The organism is Henriciella marina (assembly GCF_027213945.1).
Classification (GTDB): Bacteria; Pseudomonadota; Alphaproteobacteria; order Caulobacterales; family Hyphomonadaceae; genus Henriciella; species Henriciella marina_A.
Genome location: NZ_JAPWGW010000002.1, coordinates 594481 through 619050 on the forward strand (window position 1 = coordinate 594481; position 24570 = coordinate 619050).

General features: G+C 57.9%; 20 protein-coding genes and 4 pseudogenes. 10 read left to right on the forward strand and 14 right to left on the reverse strand.

The window, feature by feature from the left end:
* Positions 1-44: 44 nt before the first annotated feature.
* The 7 genes from O4G74_RS09170 to O4G74_RS09200 are packed head-to-tail and all read right to left on the reverse strand — an operon-like array spanning position 45 to position 6786.
* Positions 45-1136, reverse strand: a complete 1092-nt coding sequence (locus O4G74_RS09170; RefSeq protein ID WP_018147839.1) for an acyl-CoA dehydrogenase family protein — start codon at positions 1134-1136, stop codon at positions 45-47.
* On the reverse strand, positions 1136-2386 hold the full coding sequence (locus O4G74_RS09175) for an acyl-CoA dehydrogenase family protein (RefSeq protein WP_018147840.1): 1251 nt from the start codon (positions 2384-2386) through the stop codon (positions 1136-1138). The genes O4G74_RS09170 and O4G74_RS09175 overlap by 1 nt, the downstream gene beginning before the upstream one ends.
* Before the next feature lie 7 nt (positions 2387-2393).
* Positions 2394-2870, reverse strand: coding sequence for a Zn-ribbon domain-containing OB-fold protein (locus tag O4G74_RS09180; protein ID WP_018147841.1), 477 nt, complete (start codon positions 2868-2870; stop codon positions 2394-2396).
* Positions 2867-4057, reverse strand: a complete 1191-nt coding sequence (locus O4G74_RS09185; RefSeq protein WP_018147842.1) for a thiolase C-terminal domain-containing protein — start codon at positions 4055-4057, stop codon at positions 2867-2869. The genes O4G74_RS09180 and O4G74_RS09185 overlap by 4 nt, the downstream gene beginning before the upstream one ends.
* The gene (locus O4G74_RS09190; RefSeq protein WP_233349004.1) at positions 4054-4833 is read right to left on the reverse strand and encodes a Coq4 family protein; all 780 of its coding nucleotides are present in this window, start codon (positions 4831-4833) and stop codon (positions 4054-4056) included. The genes O4G74_RS09185 and O4G74_RS09190 overlap by 4 nt, the downstream gene beginning before the upstream one ends.
* 23 nt (positions 4834-4856) lie before the next feature.
* A complete protein-coding gene (locus O4G74_RS09195) occupies positions 4857-5999 on the reverse strand; it encodes an NAD(P)H-dependent flavin oxidoreductase (protein ID WP_018147844.1) in 1143 nt (380 codons plus the stop codon).
* Positions 6000-6045: 46 nt separating this feature from the next.
* Positions 6046-6786, reverse strand: coding sequence for a FadR/GntR family transcriptional regulator (locus O4G74_RS09200; RefSeq protein WP_018147845.1), 741 nt, complete (start codon positions 6784-6786; stop codon positions 6046-6048).
* 178 nt (positions 6787-6964) lie between these two features.
* Between O4G74_RS09200 and O4G74_RS09205 the strand changes: the two genes are divergently transcribed.
* Positions 6965-8227: a cytochrome P450 gene (locus tag O4G74_RS09205; protein WP_018147846.1), complete on the forward strand. Its 1263-nt coding sequence runs from the start codon at positions 6965-6967 to the stop codon at positions 8225-8227.
* A 48-nt stretch (positions 8228-8275) separates the two neighbouring features.
* On the opposite strand, the pseudogene O4G74_RS16445 reads toward O4G74_RS09205, so the two are convergent.
* Positions 8276-8401 (reverse strand): annotated as a pseudogene (locus O4G74_RS16445) (IS6 family transposase); the annotation flags it as partial.
* 124 nt (positions 8402-8525) lie between these two features.
* On the opposite strand from O4G74_RS16445, the gene O4G74_RS09210 reads away from it, so the two are divergent.
* Positions 8526-9140: a class I SAM-dependent methyltransferase gene (locus tag O4G74_RS09210; protein ID WP_026180629.1), complete on the forward strand. Its 615-nt coding sequence runs from the start codon at positions 8526-8528 to the stop codon at positions 9138-9140.
* On the opposite strand, the gene O4G74_RS09215 is transcribed toward O4G74_RS09210, so the two are convergent.
* The 6 genes and pseudogenes from O4G74_RS09215 to O4G74_RS09240 form a co-directional block, all read right to left on the reverse strand.
* The gene (locus tag O4G74_RS09215; RefSeq protein ID WP_018147849.1) at positions 9132-10190 is read right to left on the reverse strand and encodes a hypothetical protein; all 1059 of its coding nucleotides are present in this window, start codon (positions 10188-10190) and stop codon (positions 9132-9134) included. The genes O4G74_RS09210 and O4G74_RS09215 overlap by 9 nt on opposite strands.
* Entirely contained in the window at positions 10190-10918 is a 729-nt protein-coding gene (locus O4G74_RS09220) for a class I SAM-dependent methyltransferase (protein ID WP_018147850.1), read from the reverse strand. Before O4G74_RS09220 ends, O4G74_RS09215 begins: the two co-directional genes overlap by 1 nt.
* Positions 10912-12207: a glycosyltransferase family 4 protein gene (locus tag O4G74_RS09225; protein ID WP_051076821.1), complete on the reverse strand. Its 1296-nt coding sequence runs from the start codon at positions 12205-12207 to the stop codon at positions 10912-10914. Before O4G74_RS09225 ends, O4G74_RS09220 begins: the two co-directional genes overlap by 7 nt.
* 202 nt (positions 12208-12409) lie before the next feature.
* Positions 12410-12895, reverse strand: a pseudogene (locus tag O4G74_RS09230) (IS3 family transposase); the annotation flags it as partial.
* Positions 12896-12958: 63 nt separating this feature from the next.
* Positions 12959-14097, reverse strand: a protein-coding gene (locus O4G74_RS09235) for an IS3 family transposase (protein ID WP_407637647.1) whose coding sequence is annotated in 2 segments (ribosomal slippage) — positions 12959-13839 and positions 13839-14097 — 1140 coding nt in all. Because the reading frame shifts where the segments join, the coding sequence is not laid out codon by codon here.
* A gap of 258 nt (positions 14098-14355) precedes the next feature.
* Positions 14356-14559 (reverse strand): hypothetical protein, encoded by a 204-nt coding sequence (locus tag O4G74_RS09240; RefSeq protein ID WP_018147856.1) that lies wholly within the window; start codon positions 14557-14559, stop codon positions 14356-14358.
* A gap of 177 nt (positions 14560-14736) precedes the next feature.
* Here O4G74_RS09240 and O4G74_RS09245 point away from each other — a divergent pair, with 177 nt between their 5' ends.
* The 8 genes and pseudogenes from O4G74_RS09245 to O4G74_RS09280 all read left to right on the forward strand — a co-directional run bounded on the left by O4G74_RS09245 (position 14737) and on the right by O4G74_RS09280 (position 24073).
* Complete coding sequence (locus O4G74_RS09245) at positions 14737-14880, forward strand: hypothetical protein (RefSeq protein ID WP_269402326.1); 144 nt, start codon at positions 14737-14739, stop codon at positions 14878-14880.
* Positions 14881-14968: 88 nt separating this feature from the next.
* A pseudogene (locus O4G74_RS09250) lies at positions 14969-15289 on the forward strand (DUF2924 domain-containing protein); the annotation flags it as partial.
* A 32-nt stretch (positions 15290-15321) separates the two neighbouring features.
* Positions 15322-15655 (forward strand): annotated as a pseudogene (locus tag O4G74_RS09255) (recombinase family protein); the annotation flags it as partial.
* 286 nt (positions 15656-15941) lie between these two features.
* The gene (locus O4G74_RS09260) at positions 15942-16829 is read left to right on the forward strand and encodes a TIGR02391 family protein (protein ID WP_018147857.1); all 888 of its coding nucleotides are present in this window, start codon (positions 15942-15944) and stop codon (positions 16827-16829) included.
* Positions 16830-16920: 91 nt separating this feature from the next.
* Complete coding sequence (locus O4G74_RS09265) at positions 16921-21306, forward strand: NACHT domain-containing protein (protein ID WP_269402327.1); 4386 nt, start codon at positions 16921-16923, stop codon at positions 21304-21306.
* Between the two features lie 642 nt (positions 21307-21948).
* Positions 21949-22185 (forward strand): DUF3489 domain-containing protein, encoded by a 237-nt coding sequence (locus O4G74_RS09270; RefSeq protein ID WP_018147859.1) that lies wholly within the window; start codon positions 21949-21951, stop codon positions 22183-22185.
* Entirely contained in the window at positions 22182-22571 is a 390-nt protein-coding gene (locus tag O4G74_RS09275; RefSeq protein ID WP_018147860.1) for a DUF2924 domain-containing protein, read from the forward strand. Before O4G74_RS09270 ends, O4G74_RS09275 begins: the two co-directional genes overlap by 4 nt.
* Positions 22568-24073: a recombinase family protein gene (locus O4G74_RS09280; protein WP_018147861.1), complete on the forward strand. Its 1506-nt coding sequence runs from the start codon at positions 22568-22570 to the stop codon at positions 24071-24073. Before O4G74_RS09275 ends, O4G74_RS09280 begins: the two co-directional genes overlap by 4 nt.
* Positions 24074-24570 lie beyond the last annotated feature (497 nt).

Here is a 24570-nt window from a genome sequence, read left to right on the forward strand (position 1 = left end):
GGACAAGGCAGCAAGTCCCGAGGGAACCACCGTTAATGAGTATCTTATGCGGCCTTGATCCAACCTTGCAGTACTGCCGCCTCGGCCCGCGCCGATTCGGGACCCCCCAGAACCTGCCGGTCGAATCCTATGCGTTTGAACCAGTAATGCAGACCAACCAGGTCGGTGAATCCCATACCACCATGCACCTCGGTAGACGTGCGGGCGACAAAGCGATGGACGTCTCCGGTATGTGATTTTGCCTGGCAGGCGGCGAGCGATACATCCTCCGGCATCGCCTCATAAGCATACGCGGCGTACCAGATAAGCGAGCGGCATGGTTCATGATGTGCGGCCATCTCTGCGCACATGTGCTTCACGGCCTGAAAGCTACCGATAAGACGACCGAATTGCTCCCGCTGTCCAGAATAATCGACCGCCTTTTCGATCATGGCCTGGCCTGCGCCCAGGCTGTCGGCGGCCAGGAGGATGCGTCCCGCATCGCGCAGGCGCCCGGCAGTGAAACCGCTATCGTCGGCCAGTGGCTCGGCGGTGACCTGTGCGAAGCGCAGTTCCCCGACACTGCGGGTCCGGTCGATCGTCGTCAGGGGGATTTTCTCGAGACCCGATGCGTTGGCCGGAACAAGGTGCAACCGCCCCGTGGTATCAGTCACCAGGAAGGCATCAGCCCCCGCAAAATCCAGCGCAAACAGCGCCGTGCCGTCGAGTTTGCCACCCCTGCAGGTTACGCCAGCACCATCGCGCGCCTCGACTGTTTCGGAAATTGCCACACTTATATGCGCCTCGCCACTCGCGATCTTCGGCAGCCATCTGACCTTTTGATCCTCGCTGCCTGCCTCGCTGAGTGCGAGGGGTGCCAAAACATGACTGGCAAGGAAAGAAACTGGTGCGACCGCATAGGCGAGCTGCTCTGCAACTAATGCAGCGTCGAGAAGGGTCATGCCTAGGCCGCCATGCTCTTCCGGGATCATCATCCCGGGAATACCCAGGCCTTGCAGAGCGTCCAGCACCTTGTCGCTAACTGGATTGTCCCGCTCGGAGCATTCGCGGACATGCTCCAGCGGACAGGTATCGGCTAGACACCGCGCAACTGCATCGCGCAGCATCTGCTGCTCTTGAGAAAGTCCAAAATCCATCAGGCTGACCCCTGTTTCTGACGTAACATGTCTGCCGTTCCCTTCGCCGCACCCGAGATCTTCGGCAGCTTCGGTTCGCGCGGCATGTCGAGGCCACGCTCAGCGATGATATTCTTCTGGATCTGCGCGGTGCCGCCACCGATGATGAGCCCCAGCTGAAACATGTAATTCCATTGCCATGTCCCCCTCATCCGCTCGCGCGCGCTACCGCTATAAAGGATGCCCATCTCGCCCATTGCGTCGATGGCGAGCGCCGAAATCTGGTGTGCCAGCTCGCAGCTTTGCAGCTTCACGATAAGCTTCGCCATGCCGCCTGGCTCGCCTTTGAGGCTGTTCGAAAGTATACGCATTCCGTTGCATTTCATCGCAGCCACTTCGGCCTGAAGCGCGCCCAGCCGATCGCGCAGCACGGAATTGTCGATCGCGCGGCCCATGCCGATGCGTTCTTCCTTCATCAGCCTCACAAGAGCCTGGAAGCGATTTTCCAGGGCGTCAGGATCGCCCAGCATGCCCCGCTCGTGGCCCAGCGTTGCATTGGCAACGAACCAGCCCTGGCCCCGCTCGCCGACAATTTGTCCTACAGGCACCCGTACCTCAGAAAAGAAGGTCTCATTGAATTCCGCATGACCAGTCATCGTCTTTAATGGCCGCACCTCGATCCCCGGTGTATCCATCGAAAAAATCAGATAGGAAATGCCGCCATGCTTGGGCGCGTCGTGTTCGGTCCTGACCAGGCAGAAGATCATGTCCGCCTGCTTCGCAGTACTGGTCCAGATTTTCTGGCCGTTGATGACAAACTCACCGCTTTCGATTCGTGCGCTGGTCTTCAGACTGGCAAGGTCCGATCCCGCGCCGGGCTCCGAATAGCCCTGACACCAGACGACCTCGCCTTTCAGCGTCGGCTCTACCCACTGGCGCTTCTGTTCCTCGGTGCCGAGTTCCAACAGGGTGGGGACCAACATGGATATTCCCTGATTGGCGAGTCCGCCGGGAATGCCCGCGCGCGAGAATTCCTCGGCGATGATGCGCGATTTGAGGATGTCTGGCTCAGACCCGTAGCCGCCATAGTCTCTGGGGATCGTGCGCGCGGTATAGCCATGTTCGATCAACAGCTTCTGCCATTCGACCGCTTCGGCAGAGGGACGAGCGGCGCGGGCCTGCCCAGTCGGCGCGCGATGGCCGTGCATCTTCAAGAATAGCCGCATCTCCTGACGGAAAGCATCATATTCGGGTCCGTAGTCGAGATCCATGTCGTACCTATCTTTTCTCGCGCCGGTTCATATCAGGGCGGAAAACGGGCAGGCGAAACTCGGGGCTGATCGGTTCAAAGTCGAGCTCCACCGGCAGATCCAGCTCCAGCGTATCGCGGTCGCAATCAATCAGGCGCGTGGCCATGCGCACGCCTTCTTCCAGTTCTACGACTGCAGCAATGAACGGAAGATCTTCGGCAAAGGCCGGGTGCAGAGCCTGGTGCGTGACGGTCCAGGAAAAAAGCGTGCCCTTGCCGGTGCTGCGCTCCCACGAAAATTCTGGTGAGCCACACTTGGCGCACATATAACGCGGCAGGTGCCGGAAAGTGCTGCAACTGCCGCAGCGCTGGAAGTAGAGATAGCCATCCTGACACCGATTCCAGAACTCCTGTTCGATTGGGTCCTGCGGGCGCGGCAGCGGCTTGGGCGGCACCTTCTGCGCTGCGGCACGGGTGTTCGGCAGCCGTTCGTTATCGTCGTTCACGCATACCTCCTGAGGATAGCGATACTTCCGTCACCGAGGTCGCCCCAGCCAGTTACGAGGCCGGTCTGCGCACCCATTACCTGTCGCTCGCCGCAATCATGCCGCAGCTGTCGCACAGCTTCCACGACATGGTTGAGGCCCCAAACGTGTGCTTCGCTGAGCAAGCCGCCATGGGTGTTGATCGGAAAGCGTCCACCTAACTCAATCTGGCCATTGTCCACGAATTCGGTCTGACCGCCAGGCTCACAGTATCCGAGGGCCTCAAGTTGCAGCAACACAACATAAGTGAAACAGTCATAGATCTGGAGAAAGTCCATCTCGTCACGTGTAACGCCTCCCATCTCGAATGCACGTGGGGCGGCATATTTGAGGCCAATCTTGAAAGGATCCGGACGCGAGGGAATGTCGTCGGCGGGATACGGGTGCCCTTCGGCGGCGCCAGCAATGCTCACTGGAACATGCGGCATATCCTTGGCCTGCTCCATCCGCGAGACAACGACCGCGCAGGCGCCATCGGTTTCCAGACAGCAATCATAGAGCCGGAAAGGCTCGGATATCCAACGCGCCGAATGATATGTCTCCGCGTCAAGCTTTCGGCCGAAGCTGAAGGCTTTCGGATTCAACTGCGCGTGTTGGCGACAGGCAAGTGCGACGGCGGCCGTCGCATCCGGTCCGACCCCGTAGAGCTTGGAATGGCGCATGGCGAGCCAAGCATACATCTGCACTGGCAGGAACACTCCATAGGGCATGTAATAGCCCTTTATGGTGTTGGTCAGCGTGTTCATATTCATCGGTCGGGTCGGTGGCGCGCCCGGCTTCGGCCTCAGAGCAGAATATCCGTTCCATCCAAGGGTTATCAGAACATGGTCGCACAGGCCGTTGGAAATCGCCATCGCTGCGTTCTGCAAAGCCGTGATTGGGCTCGCCCCGCCCATATGTACTGTCGACGCAAAACGCAGGACATCGATACCAAGATTGGCGGCCATTTCCTCTGATGTCGTATAGATCGGGGGAGGCACCATACCGTCTATGTCAGACGGTTTCAGTCCGGCATCGGCAATCGCCCGGCGCGAGGCATCAAGCATCATGTCGACCGCTGTCCGTTCGGTCCCCTTGACGAATTCTGTCTCGGCGACACCGGTGATCGCGGATTTGTCGCTGAAATTGAAGGTGGAGGAGACACTCATGCGTGATGCTCGCTCTGACGGCTGGCTTGGAAATCTCGCTCAAGTGAGCGGGACAGATCCTGCACCCGAAGATAGCGAATCGGTGGCTTCAGATTCAAAAGCCGTCGCACCTCCTCTAATGGTGTATCGAGATGTTTTTCCCAATAGAAGGTTGTGAAATCGGCGGCAGTCCTGCCCCGCTTCCACGCTTCGAACGCAGTACGGGCCACCGGCAATCCCGAGACCTCAGCAAGAGTTTTTGCAATTCCGGTTGCCACGATGAAGGCGATTCCGTGATTGTAGAACTGAGCGTTGCCGAGCGATAGCACACACAATTCACCCAGCGCATCTCGTCCATACCCGGTCACAACGTGAAACAGATCGTGCGAATCTCGCAGCCGCTTCCGATATAGTGAGACTTCCGGATCGCTGAAATCGTCGGCTCCGACCACTTCACTTGCATCCACTAACCCCTCAGCGGTCAACCCCTCTCCATAAACGAAATCAAGATAAGCACGCCCCAGCGTTCCCGGTTCGCATCCGCTCAAGCGATCACGGTCACATAAGGTGCCGAGTAGGTCCGCATGGTCCAGAAGGATACGCTTCCCCTCAGGCGAGGCAGCGAAGCGCCGGAAACTGCGATAATAGGAATTGCCCGACAATGCCCTGACAATATGGAAGACCTGCGCTGTGTCTTCCTTGTCCCGGATAAGTCGGCGCATGGCCGCAATTGCTTCACCCGGGCGAATTGGCGAGCGCAGTTCATGTCCCTTCAGCGGCTGGTCGGCGTTTCTCATCACATGTCTGCCTTTATCCCGTGTCATTCGTAAGATTTGGTGCGGGCGAGTGCGGTTTCCGCCCCTTCGACGAGTTCGCGCATCACTTCGGCTGCGGGCCGGATCGAATGAATGAGACCAATTCCCTGGCCTGCAAAACCCGGAATTACATCCTTGCGCTGGGCCTTGATACCGGACGCCATGACAGGCCCCGAGATCATCGACTGATAGGGCATGGGCAATGGTTCCTTGCCTGCTTCTATCCAGGCATCAGCCCATTTGTTGCGGATCATTCGCGCAGGTTTGCCGGTGAGAGAGCGACTTACCACGGTGTCGGCATCACCGCTTTCTATGATCGCTTCTTTCTGGAATCGTTCGATGCCCGCTTCTTCGGTTGCAAGAAACGCTGTCCCAATCCACGCGCCCTCGGCTCCCAGCATCAGCGCTGCAGCAATACCTCGGCCGTCGGAAATGCCCCCCGCACCAATCACAGGAACGCGGCTGCCCACCGCATCAACCACTTGGGGAATCAGCGAAATGGTGCCGACTGGTGAGTTGTGGCCACCTCCGTCGTGCCCCTGCGCAACGATCATGTCGACGCCGGTTTCGACGACCTGCTGAGCATGCTTTACCTTACCAATGACGGCCATAACCTTGGTGCCATTAGCGTGCAGCCGGTCCATCCAGGGGCCGGGATTACCAAGCCCAGCAGCATAGACGGGCACTTTCTCCTCGATCACCACCTCCATTTGCGCTTCAAAGAATTCCTTCGAGAACAGCTGGGGCATTCCCTTACCTGCTTCCGGCGCGCCAGCAGCGCGCATTTCAGATGCGAGGTCCGTTTCCGGCAGATGTTCGCGCCGTATGAAGTCGCAGGTGAACTCTTGGTATTCGCCAAGAAGCGCCGCGGGATTTCTGGTCGAATCTTCACTCTGCGGGGCCGGGTCTCGCCTGACAGATGCAGGAAGAAGAGTATCAACACCAAACGGCTTGTCTGTCATCTCGCGGGTCTCGCGAATCCAGCTGCGCAACTGGTCTGGCGAGCATGCCGCCGCCCCGAGAACGCCCAGCCCGCCGGCATTCGATACCGCGGCAGCGAGAGCAGGAACGCTCGCCCCACCCATTCCAGCCAGAAAGATGGGGTGTTCTATACCGAGAATTTCACAAATGCGGCTTTTGAGCGCCATAGTCTTGTATCCTTTATTCCGCGACCTTTGATGGACGCAATTTTTTTTAAATCTGTCCCCACCGGATCCTTTGGGAAACAAGCTCCGGACTTCTTTCAGCCAAATAAGATGCAGATCCCGACACGAGCCGGGTCATAGCCTGTCGCGCCGCTTGAGCATCCCCTGTGCGGACGGCCTCCAGAACGCGGCGCAGGAAGCGCAACTGGACCGCCCGCTCCTGCGCCGAATAGCCGAGCGAGCTCGAGAATTCGCGAGTAAGCAAATGCATGGAGGAGGTCAGAAGACCGAAGAGCGGATTGCCGCTGGCCCACCCGAGAAGATCGTGAAAGCGGCGGTTTAATTCCTCGAACTGACTTCCAGCCTCATTGCGCTCCAGCTCTTTGAGGCAATCGACCAAAGCACTGAGGTCACCCGTGGTCGCTCGTTGGGCAGCATAGGCTGCAACGTCCGGCGCGATGGCTTCGCGCAGCTCGAGCAGCCCCCTTAAATCGGCTTCCATGAAATGCAGGATGAGTGAAAGACTGCTGGCAAAATCGCCAGTCTGGGGACGCGCCACCACAGGCCCGCCAGATCGGCCAAGCTGAAGATAGATAACACCCTGAAGCTCGAGAAAGCGAAGCGCTTCACGCAAGGTCGCCCTGGCAACTTCGTATCGGGCAAGCATCTCTTCTTCACGCGGCAACCTGTCTCCCGGAACATGAGCCCCTGCCTCGATATCGCGAACGATGTCTTGCGCGAGCGAGAGCGCACGCTTGGCTTTCTTCGCGTTATCGACCATCGGCTGCATTTCTGAAACTCTCTCCTGTGGCAAAACTCTTATAAGATTTAATCTTATTCACCGCTTCCGCTACACATAAACTTTCCACGGTCACTAGGAGGTGTCAAGAAAACATTATAAGCTTTATTGACTGCGCTCTTTCGAAAATTTATCTCTTCGAGAATAACGAGTCTTTTTGAGGTGATTTATGAGCGTCGAGACAGTGGAGCTGGATACAGTCGAGAAAATCGCGGCCATTCCGATTGAGCAAATTGATGTTTCGCGGCCGAACCTATTTCAGAAGGACACAATTGGTCTGTTCTTCGACCGGTTGCGCAAGGAGGATCCGGTCCATTACTGCCGGGAAAGCAATGTCGGACCCTACTGGTCTGTCACCAAGTTCAACGACATCATGGCCGTGGACACCAACCATAAAGTCTTCTCGTCAGAGGCGAAACTTGGCGGCATCGCCATTCAGGACATGCATTCGGTGGAAGGTGCCCTGGAGCTTGAAATGTTCATCGCCATGGATCCGCCCAAGCACGACCAGCAACGAAAGGCTGTTACCTCCTCAGTTGCGCCATCCAATTTGCGGCTGCTTGAGCCAACAATCCGCGAACGCGCATGCGAGATTCTCGATGACCTGCCGATAGGGGAGGATTTCGACTGGGTCGACAAGGTCTCGATTGAGTTGACCACAATGACACTTGCGACCCTGTTTGACTTTCCATGGGAAGAGCGGCGCAAGCTCACGCGCTGGTCAGACATCGCAACGGCCGCCCCCGAAACCGGCATTGTCGAATCCTATCAGGCAAGGCGCGAAGAGCTCATCGAATGCGCAATGTACTTCAAAGAGCTGTGGGAACAGCGCATCAAGCAAGAACCGAAAAACGATCTCATTTCCATGATGGCACACTCTCCGGCGACACGGGAAATGCCCTTCATGGAATTTCTCGGAAATCTCCTGTTACTTATTGTGGGCGGCAACGACACCACACGCAACTCGATTAGCGGCGGTGTACTCGCCCTCAATCAAAACCCCGACGAATATCGCAAGCTGAATGATGATACATCGCTAATCACAAGCATGGTGCCGGAGATCATCCGATGGCAGACGCCACTTACCCATATGCGCCGTACCGCCCTTCAGGACTGGGATATCGGCGGCAAGCAGATAAAAGAAGGGGATAAGGTCGTTATGTGGTATTTGTCAGGCAACCGCGATGATACGGTCATCGACAAGGCTGACCAGTTCATTATAGACCGCAGTAATCCACGTCATCACCTGTCCTTCGGCTTTGGCATACACCGCTGCATGGGCAATAGGCTTGCAGAACTGCAGCTGCGGATCATCTGGGAAGAGATCCACAAACGTTTCGTAAAGGTCGAAGTGGTTGACCAACCCGAGCGCCTCTTTTCAAACCTTGTGCGAGGGATCACGAAACTGCCTGTGCGACTGCATGCTCGCTAATTGACTGCGCCCAATGCCGACAAGGGGTTATGGCGATGTGTACAGCGTGACCGTGGTTTTCCGCAATAGATCTTCGACGTTGCGCAGCGAGAATGGGAATCGCACATACACCATCACTGAGAGCTGGACGATCTCAAGCGACATTTTGAAACAACGAAATGGGTTCAGAGGCATGAGACGCGACTAACCAAACTGCCCTATCCGACCAGTTTCGCTGACAATGCTATTCGAACTTCAACCTTCTCGGTCCTCACTTTAAGAAATCGACTATGGATAGCTGACCGGTTACCTCGGCAAGATGAAACTACCGTTGAACCCCTCGAGCGTAAAAGGCTTCCTTGATGATGAGGAAGGGCTTGCGCTGCATAACGCGGCCCTTGAACGCGCAGATTACGGGCCTTGCCTCGAAGTGGGTGGATATTGCGGAAAATCGACCATCTACATTGGATCGGCTTGTGCACGCGCTAACGAACTTCTGTTCTCCATCGATCACCATCGCGGATCTGAAGAGAACCAGCCTGGCTGGGAGTACTTCGATGCGGAGCTATGGGATGAGACCGCAGGTGCTGTCGATACACTCCCGTTTTTCCGGGATACAATACGCAAGGCTGGCCTAGAAGCGACTGTGATTGCAATTGTCGGTCAATCAAAGGACGTCGCCGCGCGGTGGGGAACGCCTCTAAGTCTGCTCTTTATCGACGGCGGACACACGACGGAACACGCACTCAATGACTATGAAGGATGGGTTCCCCATCTCATGGTCGGCGGGCTGTTAGCGATCCATGATGTATTTCCTGACCCGAAAGATGGCGGGCGACCTCCTTTTGATATCTACCAGAAAGCACTGAGGTCTCATGCCTTCGCTGAAGAAGGCGCGATCAAAAGCCTGAGGCTGCTGCGGCGCCTAAAGTAGCGGGGCCAGAAAAATCCGGTTGGCGCCGCTGAACCCTTTCAGCGCGTCCGCGGCTAGTATTGCGGCCGCCTGCGTCCAGGTTGGCCTCTCCTTCGGCCAGATGACACTCTCGGCGGTTTGCCAGCCCATCCAGAGCACGCCTGCCGGGTCGCGGATGGTCATTGCCTGACGAAAAAGCCTCTCAGCCAAAGTCTGGTCGCCAACGGAAGCAAGAGCGATCACCAGTTCGCAAGTCTCAGCGACTGTAACCCATGGCTCATCGCTCACGCAGCGGCAGCCGTGCCCTGCAATGACGAAGCGGCTCCAGTTGTGATCGAGACGCTGACGCGCTGAGGCTTTGCTCAGGGCTCCAGAGAGCACCGGATAGTACCAATCCATGGCGAAGCGCTGCCCTGTGGCCCGTCTGTCGAAAGCGCTTGGCTTATCTCTGAGAGCCATAATAATTTTTGCATGTGCCTCGCGCCATAACGCTGCGGGTTCATTGAATTTATCAGCCAGAAATAACGCACATTCGAGACTTTTGGCGATCGAGGCATTCCCCGCCACCAGAGCGTCATCATCGCTCGAATTGATCGCATCGAGCGCCCATGGGACCGCCCCGTCTTCGCGCTGAAGGGACACCACGAAATCAATGGAAGCTTTGATCATCGGCCACCACCTACGAACGCCCCGCCAGTCGCCGGTCGCCAATGCGTAATGCGCGACACCCACAGCCGGGTAAGCGCAGAAATTCGTATCGACCAACTGCGGCGCAGGCTCACGACTAATAAAATCGCGGTCGACCATCGGAAGCGCATTGCCATAGCCCCCGAGCCAGGCGCCGTCAGCGCGCTGTGTGGCGCGCAGATAGTCCAAAGCCGCGCCTGCCGCCTTGGTTCTGCCCATTACCGTCAGGGCCATCGCGCTTTCGACATGATTCCAAGGGTCCCAGGGACCATCCTCGAACCAGGGGATTGCCCCCTGCGGTGTCTGGAGATCAAGGATACGCTGAAGCGGCGCCTCAAGGTCGATTGCTCCAAGGGACAGCGCTTTCTTGAAAGAGCCATCCATCAGAGTTTGCCTTCCTTCTCGAAGTACATGACGAGGCTCTTACCCATAACCGGCGTAAGCAGGGCATCCAGAACCCGCGTCAGAGGGGGGCGCTTCATGATGTCCCAGACCAGAAACCGGTGATAGGTTTTTACCCAGGGATGATCATCTCGCCTCGCCCAGAACGCACATTTCAACCACCAGAGCGGCGCATGCAGCCCATGCGCATAATGGCGGCGCACCATTCGAAAACCCTTCCGCTCAATGGAGATTTTGAGGTCGACCTTGTCGAAAATCCGGATATGGCCACCGGGTTGAAAAGGATATCCGTCCGGTGGCGGTGCGAGGTGCCAGCATATCCTCTCCGGCCAGGCACGTGGGACGGATATGCAAAGGCCGCCGCCTGGTTTGAGCACGCGGCGAATTTCGGCAATCGCCGCATGATAGTCTGGCAGATGCTCTAGAACTTCTGAACAGATGACGGCGTCAAAGGTGTTGTCTTCAAACATCAGAGCCGTTGCATCTCCCTGCGCAAAACGGGCCACTCCATCATCGCTGCCTCGAGGCGGCGGAAGTGAGCTGAGCCCCACCTCTGCCTTTTCGAGGGCCTCCGCGTCGAGATCAATACCATCGATTTCGAGGCCGCCGATCATATAAAGTCCATGAACGTGGCGACCTTCACCACAGCCGAGATCCAGTACGCGGTCCCCGGCAGAGAGCCCAAGGTGCTGTAAGCGCGCTGTCAGCATGGGTTCGCTCTCGCCTCTTCCATAAGCGAGAGGTAGCGCGGCGCGATCTGACGCCAGTCGAACTCGGTCCTCGCACGCATGAGACACGCTTCGCCGACGGACAGACGGTTGTCAGCATGATCCAGCAAGCGCGCAATCGAGGCCGCGAGCGCGTCCGCATCGCCGCGCGGCACCACGATGCCAGCATCTCCTGCAACTTCCGGTAAAGCCCCGCCATCCGTAACGATGACCGGGGTGCCACAACTCATGGCTTCTGCTGCCGGAAGACCGAAACCTTCGTAAAGTGACGGCGTGACGGCAATTGTGGCCCTGCAAAACTCTTCAGCGAGCTCTCGCCTGGTCAGTCCGCTCTTGAATTGCACGCAGTGCTCCAGCCCCAGCTCACCAAGCATCCGCCGGGCCAGCCCATCCCTAAGCTTTCCAATGACAACAAGCTCCAGATCAGGATGATTATCAAGCAGCTGACGATAGGCCTTCAGAAGGACCGGCAATCCCTTGAGCGGTGTGTCCGCACTGGCTGTCGAAATGATCCGGTTTTTCGCGCGTGGAATCTGGGGTTTGGGACGAAACGCGCTCTGATCGACACCAAGTGGGATTGGATGGAGACGATCCGGGTCGACACCGAACGCCTCTACGATGTCTCTTTTCGCCGCTTCGGAGGGGCAAGTCATCACCTTCAGCCTGCGTGCGACACGGATTTGCATATGATGAAAGGCGTACCAGCGCTTGATCAACCAGCGTTGACGCCAGGTTTCCGCGGCTTCGAGAGCGAGCCTTCGATCCTGCGTGACGGGATGGTGTATCATCGTCACCAGCGGCAATCCCAAACCTGACTGAATCCTGAGCATTCCGCTGGCAAGGGTCTGATTGTCCAGAACGACGTCGTAATGATGTGCTCTCTGCCTGAGGAACCGATATACGCGTTCGCCGAAAACATAAGGTTCGACAAACTTGCCAGAGAGATGACCGAAATACTCGTAGGTATCCGTCTTGCTCAGCAGGTGCCGGGGACGCAAAGAATAGTGCCCATTGTGGGGCTGCGCATAGAGGTCAAGCGAGGGGATTTTCAAAAGACGTACATCGCCAGAGAGTTCGGGGTAAGGCGGCCCCGAAATCACGTCGACATGCGCCCCCGCCTCGCTCAGCGCTTGAGACAGATAATCAATGTATACGCCCTGCCCTCCCACTTTCGAATCCGAGCGATATCCAAGGATCGCAATACGAAGAGGCGCCAGCTTAGAGGGCAAGGCGACTCTGCTATGCCGAAGCCGGGGGCGTGCGGTGACCATTACGCGGTGCTTAAAGCCGGACTGGACGAAAGCAAGTGGTCATGCGGCACATCGTCGAAACCCGTAAAGGTGCCTGCTGAGGATAACGAAGGTTAGGAACAGTCAGGGGCAATACAAGCAATACTTCGCATCTGACTTCCCTTCGAAAATCTCCCTGGAAACCTTTGATAACTGGCCTGCTGCCGGTTTGATGGACGGCAACTTAAGCTTCCATCGCTTGCTCCTCATACTGCATAGGGCTGAGATATCCCAGCGTCGAGTGCCGGCGGGTGGGATTGTAGAACCGCTCGATATAATCGAACACATCGGAACGCGCCTGATCACGGGTTCGGTAAACTTGGCCCCTGATCCGCTCGGTCTTGAGCGATGAGAAGAAGCTCTCCATCGCCGCATTATCCCAGCAGTTGCCGGACCGGCTCATTGAGCATGTGATGCCATTGTCCCTCATCAGGCGTTGGAAGGCCTCACTGGTATACTGGCTGCCCTGATCGGAGTGATGCATCAGCGTCCGGGGACGCCCTCTTCTCCAGATGGCCATCATCAGGGCGTCGGTGACCATCTGCGTGGTCATCGCTTCCTTCATCGACCAGCCGACGATGCGCCGGGAGAACAGGTCGAGGACCACGGCCAGGTAAAGCCAGCCTTCAGCGGTCCAGATATAGGTGAAGTCCGCGACCCATTTCCGGTTTGCTCTGCCCCACCGAGTTGGTCCACCGGCTTTGTTAGCCCGGCGGTTTCCACGTAGCGGCGTTCATGCCGCTACTTCCACACAGTAAGGCGATATGAACGCCGCGGGCAAGATGGCTTGTGGCGCGGGCGGCCGGTAGCCCAGAGAAGAGTGCGGACGCGCGGTGTTGTAATGCCGGCGCCAGGTCTCGATCAGGACTTTCGCCTCCCTGAGATCATAGAAGATTTCCCTCGCCAGCAACTCGTCTCTGAGCTTGGAGTTGAAGCTCTCGCAGTATCCATTCTCCCATGGAGAACCCGGCTCGATATAGAGCGTCCTCACGCCGATCCGGCCAAGCCACTCGCGCAGGGCAGTGGCGATGAACTCGGGGCCATTGTCGGAACGGATATGCTCCGGCGGGCCATGATGCACGAACAGTTCGCCCAGCGTGTCGAGGACATCGCGGGAGTTCAGCTTGCGCTCGACGCGGATGGCGAGGCATTCGCGAGTGAACTCATCAATGACGCACAGCATGCGGAACACCTTGTCGTCATGCGTGCGGTCCTGAACGAAGTCATAGGACCAGACATGCCCCTTGTGCGCAGGGCGAAGCCTCACGCACGAGCCGTCATTCAGCCAGAGACGGCCGCGTTTCGGTTGTTTCATTGGCACTTTCAGCCCTTCACGCCGCCAGATGCGATAGACGCGCTTCTCGTTCACATGCCAGCCATCCCGTCTCAGCAAAGCTGTGATCCGGCGATAGCCATACCGGCCAAACCGTTCTGCCAGGGCGATGATGGCCGCTGTCAGCACATCCTCGTCCTGGCGCGGCACGCGCGGCTTGCGCTGGGTGGAACGATGCTGGCCCATCACGCGGCAAGCCCGGCGCTCTGTTGCGCCGAGTGTCTCTACCACATGATCGACCGCTTTGCGCTTGCGTGAAGGGCTTAGAACTTTCCCCGCACGACTTCCTGCAGGATCTGGTTGTCGAGGGTCAGATCAGAGATCGCCCGGCGAAGCCGCGCATTCTCCTTCTCCATCTCCTTCATCCGTTTGGCCTGGCCGACCTGTAGCCCGCCATACTCCTTGCGCCACCGGTAGTAGGTCTGCTCCGTCACACCGATCGAACGCACCGCCTGACCCGTCGTCTCACCGCGCGCGAGGCGCACCTCCACCTCCCGCAGCTTCGCAATAATCTCTTCAGGCGTTGATCTCTTGCCCATCTCTAAGCTCCATATCTGAAGCCGGAACTAACTCAAATAATGGACCACTTTTCAGGGAGCAGACCAATCCGCCGATGCTTCGAATGCACGCCCGCACCAAGAAATGGGTGTAATGGTCTCTTCCAATGGCTCGGCGCAACACTTGCGTGAACAATTTCAAGTCAAACGCGACTACGCAAGTTAGATAGCACCTTTCGACGGGCGCCCCCCCAGCAAAGGCCCAAAGTTGGTGCTCTCCATCTCGACTGCGATCGAAATTTAGTGCTCATCAGAGAGCAGGCGCTCAGCCGCTTCGAGCCTTAGGACCGCTTTTTCAATGCGACCATTTAGGGCGGCCAGTCCAGTTGTAATTTCCTGTCTTCCTGACATTGGCGCCTGCGCTGGCAAACCATCATCCAGCGCCCGTTCCAACTCCGCTATTGCTTCCACGACTAGTTCACGGATGGGATCTAATTCGTCCATGCGCGGACCTCGCACCACTTCACGCTCGCAGTCCACGCAGCTTCTTCGCCCCACTGGACTTGCCGCCCGATCCGAGCGTCGCTGTCTCTGGTAACAAGGTCGCGCTGCCCGGTATCATCCCGGGCTTGTCTCTGTGGGAGCGGATAATGGCGCCTGCAAATCTACAGTAGACAAGCCATGACTGACCAACACACAATTGACGCTCCGAAAGACGGCACGAAGGAAGCTCGCCTAGTCGAGGCGCTGACCGGCAAAGGCCAGACGTTGAAGCAGCTATCTCGCTGCTCACTTGGCAACCACACACGGTCCGCGCCGCGATGACCCGACTCCGCAAACGCGGCTACGTCATCTACCGGATCGCTAAGACCGAGAAATCCGCCGCACGGTTCAAGTTGCGCGGAGACAAGGCGTGAGCCGGATCGACTTCAAGCGTCATTTGCGAGAGGCGCTAATCGAGTGCTGGATCGAGACGATCCGTTCAGCGCCCCCTCGCAAGCTCCGTTCGCCCATGATGGCGAAGATCCTGACCTGCGAAGACCAGTGGCACACCTCTGGCAAACCACGCGCGGCAAATGCAAGAAAGCTCAGACGGCTTGCATCAGCCTCACCCGATACCGCCGCGCCTGGCAGCAACGGCCAACGTAGCGTGCGAGAATGGAACGGGGTACAGCACACCGTCGGTATTACGGAGGCAGGCTATCTCTGGAATGGCAAGACTTGGCGATCGCTCAGCGCCATCGCCAAGGAGATCACAGGGACCAAATGGTCGGGGCCTCGCTTCTTCGGTGTGCAGACACGAAAAAAGTCCGCTGCGTCATTTACACCCGAAAAACCTCTGACGAAGACCTTGACCAGGCTTTCAACTCGCTGGACGCGCAGCGTGAGGCCTGCGAGGCCTATATACGCTCGCAGCGCCACGGAGGACGGAAGCTCCTGCCGCAGCACTATGATGATGGCGGGATATCCGGTGGGACCATGGATCGCCCTAGCCTAAGGGCCCTGCTCGCTGAACTCAAGGCCGGCAGCATTGACATGGTCGTAGTATGCAAGATCGACCAGCTCACGCTCACTCACCGACTTTGCTCGGTTGTCCGAACTGATTTCGCTTGAGCTACCCGCCGAAGAGGATTTGCGGCTGCGCACGATCGCGCACGATCGCGCGCGAGCAAGCCGTTCTGTCCTTCTTTCCAACAGCGGAGTCCGCAACGATTTCACGGTCCGCGGCTCCTCGAAGTCGAAATCATCGCCGTGTATTGGTGATGCAAGGTCGATGTTTATGCGCCCAATCCTTGCCGAAGCCGCGAGAACGAAGCAAAAACACTGACGGTGGCCACTCTGGCAATTCGTCTTGTACTTCCGATCGATAAAAGGGGACTCAATGCATGGCCAAGGCGGCAACACAACAGGCAGCTGGCCTTGCCTATCATGGATTGAGCGGGGTCACGCGGCCTTGCGAGGAAGCGGTTCTTGAAGCGCTCCAGCGAGAAACCAGGATAGAACGCGCGCGGATCTTGTCCTTTCGAGAGCAGCACGGACTGTTGCTGATTAACGCCGTCGGAGATGGTCTTGTCATTAGACCGGGATTTGCGTCCGGCTATAGCGGGGAGGGGCCTTCTGGGCTGTCCAAAGCGATTGCCATGCTAAGCGCACATGAGGTGCAGATTGACGAGGTGGATCTGACACCGGCGGAGTTTCAGCGGCTGGATGACTCTGTCCTCACCGAATCGGATCTGCAAGACCTAGCCGCGCGGCGGGCCGTGCGTATTGGTCAATATCAGGATTATATGTTCAGGGGCGATTGGGACGACGCCCGCGCGGGTCGTTTGTGGTCACACTATCCTGCCCGCCTGCCATTAGCCGCATTGGCGCCTGGGCTGATTGACCTTGTTCTGGAGTTCGACACGCGGCCGGGACACGCCTTGCATTTGGGATACATCAGGCTTGAAGACCGACTGCGGAAACTGACATGCACAAGACTTTCGGGTACTCGGCTTGTCGATGCCGCTTTTTCTCCAAAACACGCCTTGTTGAAGTTGAGCGGCCGGGAGGATCCCGGTGAGCAAGCCGGGCTTGAGTTCCTGTTCCGTGGCGTGCTTCAGCTACACAGAAATCCCCATGCCCATAGCGAGCTCAATCGGTCGCCGGTTGAAGCTGTGAGCGAGTTCCTGGTGCTCAATCATCTGTTTCGCCTTCTTGATGCAGTTGAAGTGGCCAATGGCAAGGCCGGTAAGGACCCATCCGATGAAGGGAGCGGGCTTGGCACTGGCTGAACTCCTGATCTCTGGCGGGGGCGGCTGGGCCATTGGCAAAGCGGCCGACGCACTGAGCGCACCACTCGAGGGCCTTGCTGAAGACATCAATGTGCGTTTTGCCATTTCAGCGGCCCTGGAGCGAAGTGCTGCACGTCTAGATGAGGTGTTCGGCGAACGCGAGCAGGCCGACCTGACGGACATGTTGCGCGGCCAGCACGCGCTCGTTTTCACGCTGATCCTAGAGCGGCTTAAACGCGCACCGGCGTCTGATCTCATGCGGGGCGGACTATCGGCAGAACTCGCGCAAGTCTTAAGGGCCGGAAACGGTCAAGCCCGAGATGCCCTGCGAAAGCTCGCGGATCTGATTGACAGTGAGCTTTGGGCGAAGCCGCCTTTGGCCGCGTATCGTCAGAAACTTAGCGAATATGTAAATGAACAGCGGCTTGGCCATTTGCTTGAGCGACTGGCGCCGGACATGTCTGCCGCAGCGATTGCCGCGCGGGTGAGATTTGCCGCGCGGTCCGATATCACAAGACGGCTGAGCAGGGTTCACACGACACGTCTTGTTTTGCCGCGACGCGTGAGCGAACTGAATGACGAGGACAGTGCGCCTGGCCCGCTGACCGCGCTGGCGGAGCGTTTGACACCAGGTTGGCGCGGCGCCCTGATCGATCAGGGCGGCGCTGGAAAGACCATTGCGCTGCTCACAATTGGCGAGGCCGTGTTCAGCAGGTTCGATGAAGCGGCTGCGGTCTATGTACCGATGGCGGAGGCGGCGACGCACGGTTCGGTAATTTCGGCCCTCTTGCAGCGCGATGCGCTGATCGCCGAAAACATCTCGCAGGCGGATCTGGCCGCACAGGCTCGGGCCGGGAGATTGACGTTTCTGCTGGATGGTTGGAATGAGTTGTCGGTTGACGAGCGGCGCCAAGCCCGGTCTGCGATCGAAGCCTTCCACGGCGAATATCCGGATGCACCGCTTCTTTTTGCAACGCGGCCATACTGGTCAACCTTGCCAACGACGATCAGCGCGAGCTTTGCTCTCGACCGGATCACCTTCGATGACCAGGCGCGCTTTATTGAAAGCGTTGGTGGTGTTGCAGGCCTTCAAGCGCATACTCGTACGCGCGATCACCGCCCGCTGCGCGAGCTCCTCGGCATACCGTTTTTCCTGAATCTGTTCGCTCGTCTGGAATGGCAGGCAAGCGATGGCGACCTGCCGGAAAACAGTGTCCAGCTTGTCTCTCGTTTCGTCGAGGGCGAATTTGGCCGTCCGGCCTATCTTGATCCGCCGCCGGGCGGGTCGGCAGAGTTCGTGCGTGGTCTGCTCATGGAATTGGCGGTTCGCATGGCCGGGTCCGGTACAGTTGAACTGCACATCAAAGCGGCGAGCGCCGTCATTGCTGCACGCCTGAAGGCCGCTGGCCATGTCCACAACGCCGCCGAGTGCGAGCGCGCTCTTCAGCGCCTTTCACAGCAATCTCTCATCCAGGTTGCAGGTGAGGGCAGAGCGAGGCGGTTTGTCTTCGATCACCAACTGCTCCAGGATTGGTTCGCTTCGTTTCACGTACGGGATGCTATTGTCGCTTGTGCCAACGACACGGCTTTGCCGTCGCCCGCCGCAGCTGAATTCGGCAATGCGAGAAGCTGGGAAGGGGCGGTTGAAATCGCGGTGGAGGCGCTCGGCCAATCTGGCCCAATTGATCCGGGCCTGCGCCGGTTTCTGATGGAACTTTGGGGAATGGATCCCGAATTTGCGGCGAAGATGATGTCTCGGCTGAGTGACGCCGCTTGGGACGGGATACGCGACGATGTGCAGCGCTTTGTTCGTGCTTGGCGCAGGAAAGATCCAGGTGTGGAGGTTTTATCCTTCATGGTGGGCACCGGGCGCTCCGAGTTCGCAGAGACGATATTCGAAGACCTCGCTTCGGAAAAGGAGAGGCGCCGCGAGCGCCAGTTAACCCGACGGGGTGGATTTCACCCGGATGTGCTTGGACCAGACTGGAGCGCCAAGGCCGAAGGGCTTTCCAGATCCCAGCGCCGGATACTGGTCCATGATCTGGCCTATTCCGGCGGTGATCGCGGACTGGATATGGCGATTGAGCTTAGCGCCGGGGACACCGAGACTGATCATCTTGGCTTCGTCCTCGATGAAATCCACTACCTCGGCCGGAAAGACAAATCGACCGCGCTGTTCGCGGCCATGACTGAAGCCTCGGCTGACAAATGGGCGCTTGACGAGAGATACAGGGAGATTGCGGCGGAACACGACCCTGAGCGCTATCGGGCAACGCTCAAGCGGATTATTAAGAAGGGGCCGAACACAACCGGCGGCGTACACGCCCGAATGATCCTTTGTGAGCTTGATGGCGAGCTTTTTCCCGCGGACCTGATTGAGGCCGGGCTCGCTCTAGATGATCAGAGCAAGGATAATCGCCACTGGCATTTGCACAGGTTTTCCGAAGATGCCCCTAGCGCGCTTTCAGACGTGCTCCTGGAGCACATGAAAACTGGCAAGGTGCTCTACAGGCTGCATGAGTATGTCACCAAAGTGAATCCAGCCCAGGCTGACGACATTCTGTCGTTCTTGCTCGACGATAGGCGGGAGCGTCACGACGGGCTTGGGATGGCGACGCATCTCAAACCGGGACAGTTACGCTGTGTCCTCACCGAGGCCTTGCAGATTTGCCGCACACTTGAGGGTGCAGATCGTTATGCCATGCGCGACGAGCGCAGCCGGCTTGCGCGCCTGATGGATGTGCTCAAGAATTCCGATAACACGCGCCTTATTCAGATTCTTATTAACTCGCCCGCGAAAAACCGGTCCGAAGTGGTCTTGCTGATGAAGCTCGTGACTGGCTGGAAGGGCGCGGACCATCATGATGAGAGAGGTCTGAGCCCGACGGGCCTCGCATCGCTGGGCTTGCACAGTGCAATCGATCGGTGGTGTCGATTGCTATTGGCGGTGCCGGACAAAAGCAGCGACGATCTGCAATTGGCCTTACGGGCACTGGCTGTTCCCGGCCGTGTTTCAGCATTGAAACGCATGCATGAAGTGCATGAAGCTGAACTCCTGCAGTATGAGCAGGAGCATGCTGACAACCCGAGTCGGCTGAGGCTACGGGGCGGCTATCCAGGGGACTATCGTCGCCGGGAGCCATTTATGCGCCATGGTTGGCCGGAGGCGAAGGCGCTGTTGCTGGGCTATATTGGCGATGAACGATTTGAGCTCGGCGCGGCGATAGCGCTTCGCAAATTCGCTCCTTTTGTCGCGGCCGATGTTCAGGGCAAGGGGCTCTTTCCAAACGATCGCAGTCATGAGCTGAAACGGGAGCGCCGGGCGGTCTGTCTGGAGCGGGGACCTTCAGCATCGTGTCATCACATTGCAGCCCGTATCCTCGATCGTGTTGCTGAGATTGATCTTGATGCTAAGGATGGCTGGGCGCGGGCGCGCAGTCTGGCTGCCTCTGCGGCCTGGATGGATTGTGGCCCGCGCCTGGCGGAGGTGATCGATCTCATTCGACGCGATCCCGAGCCGGTCAAGTCCCTGGCGATACTTGAGGCGCTGGCCGAGACCGGCCAGCCGCTCAAAGCGGACTGGATCCTGCCAGGTCTTGCAGCGGCAGAGGCTGAGTATTTTGCGCAGACCTGGCGTTCCGAGAACGATTTTTACATCCTTCGCCCATGGCTCGACCTCCTGGCGCGATCAGACACGCCGCTTGAGCTCATCGCCAGAAAAGCCAAGCACCCCCGCGAGGTTCACCAATGGCAGGCAGGCGATTTCATCTCGCTGCTCATGCTGGAAGACGCTGATGCGATGGTTGACGCCATCGAAGCCCTGCATGCTGAATGCCGTCTCGGCCATGGTGACTATGATCGCATCCGCGCGCTCTTTCGCGTCGGGTCGGACCGAGCGCTCAGTCTGCTTTTGGATGATGTTCTTGAAGGGCGATATCAAGACTTGCTTCATTTCGGGTTTCATGGGCCCAATGCCATTGCCGATATGCTCGAACGCGAGCCGGACAAGCTAAAGGCGGCCGTCGCAAAAGCTGCGTCAAATGATAATGCGCGGGGAAATGCAGCGTATCGTTTGGGCAGTCTTTGCCGGGGGGCACAAACCGCCAAACTGTTCGAGATAGCGTTGGAAGAGAGCCGCAGTGGGTCCGAAGCTATGATATGGCGTGTTTTAGCGGAGCATATGTTGGAAGGACAGTGCACAAGATACGAGCCGCTCGGCCCTGGCAGCTATAAGCTTCACCAAAAGTCTGTCGGCGAGTTGCGGCAAAGCCTCTTTTCCTGGGTTTTGGCGGAACCCGAGGAGCCTTTCTGGCGGAAGCTGCTTGCCGGCGTCGATGATCTGGTTTCGCAACATGGCGGACATCCCGATGATCCGCGTCACCCCGATGTCGTCACGGGGGTACCTTATCCGGATTTTGAGCCCGATATCTGGGCCAAGGTGCGTATTTTGGAGAACCCTCCGAGCCATTTTGACTAGGAGGGTTACGGCAACAATCACATGCATAATATGATGGGTGCTTTGTCGGTGTGCGCAAATAGCTGGTGAATGGTGGGATACCGAGTGCGAGTGTTGTTCCAAGTAAATTTACCCGCATTTCTTGCGCAGGCTGACTCGGCAATCGTTATAAACTGACTGGCTGAATTGAAGCGTGGCCGCCATTCAATCTACAACATAAGTCTGGAAGGGTTTGGCCCGAAGCGTACAAACTGCTCCTTTACGAGAATGCTCGATAGCGGGATTCAGCTGATTTCGGATAGGCGGACTTCAGCGTGTTCAACTTTTCTGGTGGCAGATTCAATCCGCGCTCGCAATGCCGCCCACCCAACCTTAATTTCCTGCCCTTTAGCGCTCGGTGCCCGAGCTGGCAGACCATCAATCAGCGCCTGTTCCAGCTCTACCATCGCCTAAACAAATTTGCGAACAGGATCTAGCTCGTCCATTTCGGACACATTCCGCGACCTCACGTCACCAGTCTACGCAGCTTTTTCGACAGCCGCTGGACTTTGCCCGCATTCGGAGCATTGCTGTCTTCGACAATTTAAAGCGCGGCCCGGTATCGGCCCGGGCTTGTCTCAGTGGGAGCGGATGATCGCCCCTACAATCGAAAGGAGACAAGCCATGACTGACCAACACACAATCGACGCTCCTAAAGACGGCACCAAGGAAGCCCGCCTAGTCGACGGCCTGACCGGCAAGGGCCAGACGCTGAAGCAACTTTCGGCCCTACTGACTTGGCAGCCACACACGGTCCGCGCCGCCATGACCCGGCTGCGCAAGCGCGGTTATGTTATCGACAGGGTCGCAAAGACCGAGAAGTCCGCTGCCCGCTTCAAGCTGCGTGGAGACAAGACGTGAGGCACGGCGACTTCGAGCGTCTTTCCCGAGAAGAGCTGATTGAGTGCTGGACCGAGATGATCGGTTCAGCGCCGCCGCCCAAGCTTCGCTCGCCCATGATGGCGAAGATCCTGATCTGCGAACACCAATGGCAGGCCTCGGGTCGGCCGCGGGCGACGCTGGTTCGAAGACTGCGACGGCTAGCTAGGGCCGCGCCCGATAGCGCCTTGCCGGCCGGCAACGGCCAACGTCTGGTTCGAGAATGGAACGGCGTTGAGCACACCGTCGATGTCACTGAGGCCGGCTATCTCTGGAATGGCAAGACCTGGCGATCGCTCAGCGCCATCGCCAAGGAGATCACCGGGACCAAATGGTCCGGGCCTCGCTTCTTCGGTGTGCAGACATGAAGAAAGTCCGCTGCGCCATCTACACGCGGAAGTCCTCCGACGAAGGCCTCGACCAAGCCTTCAACTCGCTCGATGCGCAGCGAGAGGCCTGCGAGGCCTACATTCGGTCGCAGCGCCATGAGGGCTGGAAGCTCCTGCCGCAGCGCTACGATGATGGCGGGATATCCGGTGGGACCATGGATCGCCCTGCCCTCCAGGCATTGCTCGCTGAACTCAAGGCCGGCCGCATTGACATGGTCGTGGTCTACAAGATCGACCGGCTCACACGCTCGCTTGCTGACTTCGCACGGCTGGTTGAACAATTCGAAATGACGGGCGCATCCTTCGTATCCGTGACCCAGCAGTTCAACACCGCCTCCAGCATGGGCCGACTAACACTAAATGTCCTGCTCTCCTTTGCCCAATTTGAGCGTGAGGTTACAGCCGAGCGGATCCGCGACAAGATCGCCGCCTCCAAGAAGAAGGGTATGTGGATGGGTGGTGTTCTGCCGCTAGGCTACGATAAAGCTGATGGCGGCCTAATCATCAACGAAGGTGAAGCTGAGACGGTCCAAACTCTATTCAAAACATACATCGACGTCGGCTCGGTCCGGAAACTGAAGGACTACGCTGATACCGAAGACCTAAGGACCAAGCAGCACGTGTCTGCCTCGGGCCGGGTCACTGGCGGCAAACCATTCACAAGGGGCCATCTTTATCAGCTGCTCTCCAACCCTCTCTATCGCGGAAAAATCAAGCATCGCGACCAGGTCTATGATGGGCTGCATGACGCGATCATTTCGGAAGCGCTCTGGGTCCGGGTTCAGGAGAAGCTCGCAAACAACCGTGTCGCCCGAAAAACACGAAAGAATGCCGCCAATCCATCCCTGCTCGCTGGCAGAGTGTTCGATGAGAATGGACGATCCTTCTACGCCCATCATGCTCGGAAAGGGCAGCGACGATACCGCTATTACGTCTCCGCAGATAATCAGGTCCGTTTGCCTGCGCGCGAGCTTGAGCAGGCTGCGTTCAATGCGCTTATCCATCGGCCTGGAGTTCGACAGCTATCGGCCCATGGCGCCCCATCCCAGCGCGAAACGCTGAAACAGATCAACCGGCTGGTGGTTGGCTCGGCGAAGCTGGAAATCCACCTCGCCGGGCAGGAGAACGTGCACCCGGTCCGAACTCCATTTATCCAACGTCGTCGCGGCGTGGAACGAAAACTCGTTCTGGAAAATGCAAGCGTGTCTCGAAAGGTAGACCGAACGCTGATCCGACGGATTGTCCAGGCGATGGATTGGCTCGACGACATCAAAGCTGGACGCGCGATTAGCGACATCGCAGCCGAACAAAATGTCTCGCCATCGTACATCACCCACAATCTCGATCTGGCTTTTCTATCGCCACGAATTCTTGAGGCGGTCAGTGAGGGACGCCAGGCGCCGCATATCTCTGCGTACCAGCTTTCGAAGATTTCGATCCCGGTAAATTGGGACGAACAGGACCCGATTTTCCTCTCCTAGATTCCCGCGTAATCACCCGGTGCATCCTCTGCAGAATCTTCAACGGTATGCGCTGAGGACTTGAGATGTTTCTCTCGGTCATACCCTTAGTCATATGACTTAGCTTATGACTAAAGCTATGACTTAGCCCCCCGCGACGATAGAGCAGGTCCAGCAGCTCCGGCCGCGGCTCGCGTCTGAACTGGGCGCACCAGTTCCCAAATCGCTTCAGCGGTAGGTCGTTTACTTTGCAATATTCCCGCTGATTCAAGTCACTGCGCTTCACGCCTCGCGATGAGCCCACAAGAACGCTTGCAGCTCCGCACGTTTCTCAACTGACAATCTCGTCATCGGCAGCTCCCCTCGGCTTTTGAACACCAACCGAAAGAGATCGAACGCCCCGCACAAGCATGTCACTATTTGACGCTTTCCTGGTCCGTTGTAAGCGTCCAGTTCTTACACGTCCGCGCGTGAAGCCGCCCAGTTCCACGGTAGCAGATCGTCGATCCGGTTCATCG